This window comes from Gemmatimonadaceae bacterium (assembly GCA_036273715.1).
Taxonomy (GTDB): Bacteria; Gemmatimonadota; Gemmatimonadetes; order Gemmatimonadales; family Gemmatimonadaceae; genus JADGGM01.
In genome coordinates this window covers 1-6388 of the sequence record DASUHB010000046.1, presented here as the reverse complement: position 1 = coordinate 6388, position 6388 = coordinate 1, and the positions used below count along the sequence as shown (strand labels likewise).

Annotated in this window: 8 protein-coding genes; 5 read left to right on the top strand and 3 right to left on the bottom strand. The window is 63.4% G+C overall.

Annotation, left to right across the window (positions count from 1 at the left end; genetic code table 11):
• The first annotated feature begins 411 nt into the window (after window positions 1-411).
• Together VFW04_10175 and VFW04_10170 are read left to right on the top strand one after the other, a co-directional pair.
• Window positions 412-1020 carry an AbiEi antitoxin N-terminal domain-containing protein gene (locus tag VFW04_10175; protein ID HEX5179688.1) on the top strand — a complete coding sequence of 203 codons (609 nt, stop codon included), beginning with the start codon at window positions 412-414 and terminating at the stop codon, window positions 1018-1020.
• Window positions 1017-1886 carry a nucleotidyl transferase AbiEii/AbiGii toxin family protein gene (locus VFW04_10170; protein ID HEX5179687.1) on the top strand — a complete coding sequence of 290 codons (870 nt, stop codon included), beginning with the start codon at window positions 1017-1019 and terminating at the stop codon, window positions 1884-1886. Before VFW04_10175 ends, VFW04_10170 begins: the two co-directional genes overlap by 4 nt.
• A gap of 413 nt (window positions 1887-2299) precedes the next feature.
• On the opposite strand, the gene VFW04_10165 is transcribed toward VFW04_10170, so the two are convergent.
• The gene (locus VFW04_10165) at window positions 2300-2983 is read right to left on the bottom strand and encodes a hypothetical protein (GenBank protein HEX5179686.1); all 684 of its coding nucleotides are present in this window, start codon (window positions 2981-2983) and stop codon (window positions 2300-2302) included.
• 25 nt (window positions 2984-3008) lie between these two features.
• Here VFW04_10165 and VFW04_10160 point away from each other — a divergent pair, with 25 nt between their 5' ends.
• Window positions 3009-3584 carry a hypothetical protein gene (locus tag VFW04_10160; GenBank protein HEX5179685.1) on the top strand — a complete coding sequence of 192 codons (576 nt, stop codon included), beginning with the start codon at window positions 3009-3011 and terminating at the stop codon, window positions 3582-3584.
• A gap of 120 nt (window positions 3585-3704) precedes the next feature.
• Here VFW04_10160 and VFW04_10155 read toward each other — a convergent pair whose 3' ends face one another.
• Window positions 3705-4340, bottom strand: a complete 636-nt coding sequence (locus VFW04_10155) for a hypothetical protein (protein HEX5179684.1) — start codon at window positions 4338-4340, stop codon at window positions 3705-3707.
• Between the two features lie 133 nt (window positions 4341-4473).
• Between VFW04_10155 and istA the strand changes: the two genes are divergently transcribed.
• Window positions 4474-5535 carry an IS21 family transposase gene (gene istA, locus VFW04_10150; GenBank protein ID HEX5179683.1) on the top strand — a complete coding sequence of 354 codons (1062 nt, stop codon included), beginning with the start codon at window positions 4474-4476 and terminating at the stop codon, window positions 5533-5535.
• Between the two features lie 86 nt (window positions 5536-5621).
• Complete coding sequence (locus VFW04_10145; GenBank protein ID HEX5179682.1) at window positions 5622-6155, top strand: ATP-binding protein; 534 nt, start codon at window positions 5622-5624, stop codon at window positions 6153-6155.
• On the opposite strand, the gene VFW04_10140 is transcribed toward VFW04_10145, so the two are convergent.
• Window positions 6097-6388 (bottom strand): hypothetical protein (locus VFW04_10140; protein HEX5179681.1); only part of this gene is annotated, 292 nt, incomplete at its 5' end. The two genes, VFW04_10145 and VFW04_10140, sit on opposite strands and share 59 nt — an antisense overlap.

Below are 6388 nucleotides of genomic sequence, written 5' to 3'. Positions count from 1 at the left end.
GTCGTGGAAAGACATCCACGCGACCCGCGAACAGACTCCGGAAAAGCGCGATCTTATCCGAAGCCGGCGAGGCGCTCGTAAGCCCCCTCGTATCGCCGTTAGGCAACAGCTCGGTTTGGCGCCTCGTGAGTTGCACGAGCTGGCGCCTGAGCGCAGTTCGCTCGGCGTCGAGTTCGGCTATGCGTCCGCGAATACGTGCGGCTTGGGTGGCGGGACTTTCGGGACGTATCTCGTTCACGGCTCTTCAAGCGCGGATAGGCGAGCTCTGCTATACTATAGTAGTTCGGTATTTCCTCGGTATCGACTGGCTCCTCTCCTTCGGAACCTACCGTGCTCTCGGGAGTCTGCCAGCCTGGAATAGTGGTGTGGCTAACTGTTGACAGAGGTACAGAAATGTCTACATTTCGCCACATGCCCCCGAGAACCGATCGCACTCGAACCCTCACTCTCGCCCGCCGCAGCAGCGGCGTCACCGCCCACGAGCTCTCGAAGGCCGGCATTCACCGCCAGATCCTGAGCCGGCTCGTCGCGAGCGGCGACCTCGAGCGCATCGCCCGGGGTCTGTACCAGTTGCCGCAACAATCGGTCACCGAACATCACGGCCTTGCGATCGCTGCCGCAGCGGCTCCTAACGGAGTGGTCTGCCTGCTCTCGGCGCTCCAGTATCACGACATTGGGACCCAGCTACCGTCCGAGATCTGGATCGCGATCGACCGCCGCGCCCGGCGCCCGGCGCTGCGCTACCCGCCGCTGCACGTCGTGCGCTACAGCGGTCGAGCCCTCACGGCAGGAGTAGAACGTCACACGATCGAAGGTCGGGCAGTGAAAGTCTACAACGTGGCGAAAACGCTCGCCGATTGCTTCAAGTATCGAAATAAGATCGGCCTGGACGTCGCGCTGGAAGCGTTGCGCGAGGCCTGGGGCGCGCGACGAATCACTATGGACGAGTTGGATCGCTATGCAAAGATCTGCCGAGTGGAGCGCGTGATGCGCCCGTACCTCGAATCGCTCACGGCATGACCGGTAAGCGCGACGGTCTCGCGCGCTCGGTGCAGGTGCGCCTCGCTCGGCAGGCAAAGGACATCGGGGTCGATCCAAACGTGCTGCTCACCCGGTACGGCGTGGAGCGATTTCTGTATCGCCTCTCGATTTCCCCTCATGCGGACAAATTCATTCTCAAAAGCGCGCTCCTGCTGCTGGCGTGGTTCGGCGAAACGCTCCGCCCAACGCGCGACGCCGACCTGTTAGGCCTGGGCGAGATCCCGGATGATGAGCTCATGCGGATCTTCCGTGACGTGTGCGCCGTCGACGTCACACCGGATGCGGTGACGCTCAATCCGGGCTCCGTCCGCATCGAAGCGATTCGAGAGGAGGATGCCTACGGTGGCCGGCGCGTGACGCTCGAAGCGACACTGGGCGCGGCTCGTCTGAAAATTCAGGTCGACATCGGCATTGGCGACGCGGTTACGCCAGCGCCACAATGGCTGGACTATCCGAGCCTCCTCGACCTGCCGCGTCCGCGTCTCCGGGCGTACCGCCGCGAGACCGTCGTTGCGGAGAAGCTCCACGCCATCGTGCTGCTCGGCGCACGGAATAGCCGCATCAAGGATTACTTCGACGTATACGCGTTAGTCCGCGAAGGGCGCCTGAACGAAAGCGTGTTGTCGCGGGCCATCGCGGCAACGTTTGCGCGCCGCCGAAGCGCAGTGCCGATCCGGACGCCCGTCGGCCTAAGCGATAACTTCGCCAACGAAGCGACGCATCGGGCAAGATGGCAAGCCTTCCTGGGCAAGAACCGCCTGCATGGGCCAGGGCTCGATGAGCTCATCGCGGCGATACGCATACCCTTGACCGTGGCACTCGAACGCGCTCGAGCGCGACGGTAGCGTCCTAACACGCTTAGGCACCGCAGTCACGGCGTTAGCCTGCGAATTGACCCTGGCCCGCCCCCACGCGCGCGCAACCTGCCGGCCGCCTGATCGTCTGTCTAACGATGAGCAGCGATCCCGAACGTCCTAACGCCCGAGGAAAGCATGAAGAGCGCCTACGCTGTCGTCGCAGTGGTCGTCGTCGCGGTGGCTTGCGTTACGACCAACGCGGCTGTCATGAACAAAGGATTGGTCCATCCGTCGATTAGCGCGGACTGGGTGAGAGTAGCGCATCGTTAGCCGCCTCGCAAATCGGTGTAGATTTTGGTGCGCCAGCTGCGCGGCCCGGACTTCTCTGCTTATCCATTCTTGCAAGACAACACACGGCGCCCGTTTAGGAGTGAGCAGGGCGCTTTCCAGCGCGCTCGTACTCAGGCTGGTTCGTACCGTGCACGCACAGATCGCGCACGATCCAGATATATCTGGACGAACGCTTTCCACTCGCTCGCCGTGAAGTGGCGTGACGCCGGATGGTAGATCATGCCGAGTACGGCCGGATGCCCGTTGGCCACATCCAAGAGTCGGCTACGAGATCGCTTTGCATCGTCGCCGTAGAGCGGCTCGGAAGTTAGGCCATCCACCAGCTTCAGTCGCTCGTACAACGTGCGGCCACACGCAAGAACGATATCCGGTTGCAATTGCGAGAGCAGCCAACGAAACGGTGCTATCGACCGGTCCCATGCATCCTCCGATGGGCGCCGGTGGTTGGACCCACTGCCTGCAAGCTCTTGCACAAAATTGTAGTACGCGAGTTGATTCCAGCCTTGGCGAAACTGCTTTCGATCGCGAACTGCGGCGTGCCCAAAGAGTACCGTTGTCACTGCCGAAATGAACCTGTGCTTGCGGATTCCCTCGAGTTCCTCTTCGATTACGCGACACGTGAGCGTTCGCTCATTTGCTTCCGTAAGGCCGGCATACGCATAGTGGGATTCCCCGAGCACGAGTGCCCGCAGTCCATCGATGGCTCCAGCCTCATAAGCAGGGCCAACCCATGGATAGAAGTGGCACGGGCTTGATTCCCATTGCGTTGGCCGGCGAACCAGTTCGGCGCTCATTCGATGACCCGTTGACGTGTGAGTAATGGCAATGCCACTGAATGAACTCGAAATCCTTGTCGCTCGCTGCGGCCATGACGTTGTCGCATTCGGCCTGGCGACGACGCTGTGCCGCAACCTTGGCTTCTCTTGCCGCTTGCTCGTTGGGCTTGAACCACGTGCCGAGGAACAGTGGGTCGAGATCGCCGCCGGATCGGCGGACCTCACCATCGGCATTCGCGACCCCGACCGTTCCGTACGATGGTTAGGCCAACCGGAGCGCCTGAGCGAAGACACCCTGGCCTGGACGCTTCCCGACCGAGGCGCGCAACCGGTCTCCTGGCTCGAAATCGCAAGTGAGACTCGTCGCGTTCGCGTGCGACTGGCGGACGCAGCCTTGGCGCTCCTTTCGCAGCACGGCTGGCGCGAGGCAATCGACGACTCGGTTGCGGAGCCGGTGCTTTGGGTTGCCGATCTTCTCGAAGGTATTGCGGAACTGTTGACTGGAATTGCGCCGACGTCTAACGGCAGCAATCGTTGGCCACACGACCGCCAGCTGCGCTCGAGCCGTGCGCTGGACAGTATTCGAACGGTGCTGGGCACACGCCAGGACCGCTGTTAGACCCTCTTGTCAGCACCGGGCATGCTCAGCGAGAACTATCCGAGTAAATGTCGCCGAGCCGAATAAGAGCGGTGCGGAGACCGCGCAACTCCGAAGATCGGTTGTCAGTTGCGGCGCAAGCTATAGCGCCACTTGTAGAACTCGACGAATTGCGTCGATGACTTCGGGAATCTCAGCGACTCCGGCCCATTGCGACGGCATCAGAAACATGTTCGACGGCGACATCAACGCCCGAAAGTGTTCCTTCAGCGTGTCGATCGGAAATTGAGCGAGTTCGCCCGTTCCAAGTCCAACGGGGTGGAGATGACCAAGTTTCCAACCCGCGGTCGCAGTTCCACTTTTTCCAAGAGCGCACCGATACTTTGCGACAACCCTCTCGGCCTTCTTGAGCATCATCGCAACAGGAATTTGGTCGACGGCGAGGAGGCGCCTCACTTCGGATAGTGACAGGGTCGATTCGCCGCACGCAAGGGCATACGCCCATTGCGCCGGACTATTATCAACTGGGACGATTTCCCGTCCGAACCGATGGAGGACGATCGACCCTCGATTGTCAGAAGGCTTGCGGACGAAGAGCGGAAGATCTTCAGTGCCAGCCCAATCGGTAACGAGATCATCCCACGCCGCCCGCGTGACCGACGAAGGTTGCGGCCGCAGGCCATGACGCGCCCACCCCTCGGCGAAGGCGACCAGATGCGCTTCGAGCTCCGCTGGAAGCGCTGTAGGACAAGTCGAAAACGAGCGGCGGTTCGGCATGGGATGAAAGTTGCTTGTACCTGTCTAACGCGAATGAGGCCGTGCCGGTCGGACGCAAGCCAAGATCTTTCGTCATTCGCCTGAAGTCTAACACAGCCGCTAGTCGGGAAGCCGATCGAATGCGATGCTTCGCATGCGCCTCGCACACAGTGTCATGCCGGCCACGCCTCCGGAGGCGCGGGTGGATGCCGTGCTCACGCGCTTCGCGGATGCGCGCGTCGTACGGGAGGGGACTGGGCAGTGTACGGCGCAGCAGCTCTACGCCGCGCTGGTCCGCGAGCACGGCTTTGCGGGAAGTTACCAAGCGGTCCAACGGTACCTCAAGCGGCGCTTCCGTACGCCGATCCAAGCGGTGCGCCGGATCGAGACGCCGCCGGGCGTGCAGGCGCAGCACGATTGGTTTGATGTCGTCGGCCGGATTGCTGGCGTCGAGTGCATGCTGCACGGGCTCATCGGGATCCTGTCGCACTGTCGCGCGACGTTTGTGTGGGTGAGCCTAACGCAAACACAGCTCGCGTGGCAGGCGGGGCACTTGGCACTCTTCGCGCGCTACGGCGGGATGCCGCTCTGGGTGCGGATCGATAATCTCAAGACGGGCGTGGCGCGTGGGGCCGGAGCAACCGCCGTGCTCAACCCAGCGTTTGCGACATTTGCCACGCAGTGTGGCTTCACCGTCGATCCGTGTCGCGCGCGCACCGGCTCGGACAAAGGCAAAGTGGAGCGCACAGTGCGCACCGATCGCGGCGCGTTTGCGGATCTGTTTCTCGCGGAGTGGCCGTCGCTCGCCGCCTTACAAACGGCGCTCGATGTGCGCGCAGCGGAGCTGCATGCGCGGCGCCGCTGTCCGGCGACCGGCGCGACGATCGCGGAAGCCTTGGCCGCGGAGCAGCGCGTCTTGCAACCAGTGCCGGCGATGCACGAGCCGTTTGACTGCGTGGTCGCGCGACGCGTGTCACGCGAGTGCTTGGTGTCGTTTGAAGGGCGGCGCTACTCGGTCCCCTTCACCGCGGTCGGGCGTACGGTCGAAGTGCGCGGGACGGCGGCGCACGTCGTGATCCTCGCCGAGGGCCACGAGCTCGCGCGCCATCCGCGGCACACCGCGACGCGGCTGCTCCTCACGCCGGCGCACTACGAGGGGACGTCCACGCCGACGGTCCGGGCGCCCACGCCGCTCGGTCGACGCGCGCGCCTGTAGTTAGGCACATGGCCTGGCCTGCCGACGCCCGCCACCGTCAGTCGACCGCTCGACGCGTATGTCACCGTGGTCGAGGAGGCCTGCCGATGAGCCCCCTCCCGAAGAAAGCGCCGGTGGTGACGCTCGATCCGGTCGCCACGAAACTTGCCACGTTAGGCCTCGACTATCCGGCGAGCTGCCTCCCGGACCTGGTCGAGCAGTGCACGCGCGAGCAACTCTCCCCCGTGAGCTTCCTCGAGCTCGTGCTCACGGGCGAGCTCGAGCGCAAGGACGAGCGGCGGGTGACGACGATGCTCAAGCTCTCCGGGCTGCCCACGGGGAAAACCCTCGAGGACTTCGACTGGAGCTTTCAGCCCCGCGTCGATCGGCGCCAGATCGAGACGCTCGCCACCTGCAGCTATATTCGCGAGAAGACGAACGTGCTCTTCCTGGGGCCGCCGGGCGTCGGGAAGAGTCATCTCGCCACGGCGTTAGGTGTACTTGCACACTCGGTCCGGGTGCTGAACTGGCGCGCGAAGTCGACGACCGTATCGCGGAGATCGGGTGGCACCCATCGCTGTCTCAGCTCCCCCCAAGCTTTTTTTTCAACGCGAGATACTCCTCGGACACCTCGGCGATGACCGCGTCCTTCTTGGCGAGCTTGGCTTCGAGCGCGGCGATCCGCGCGCGCTCCCCGGCCCCGGTCTGCGTCTCGCCCCGCCGCGTGCGCCCGTCCTGGAGCGCGGCGCTCAGGTGCTCGAGCGCCTGCCGTTGCCAGAGATAGAACAGGGTGGGCTGGATGCGGTACTCATCGCAGAGGTCCGACACCGGAATCTTGTCCATCAGATGCCGGCGTAGGATCGTCGCCTTCTCC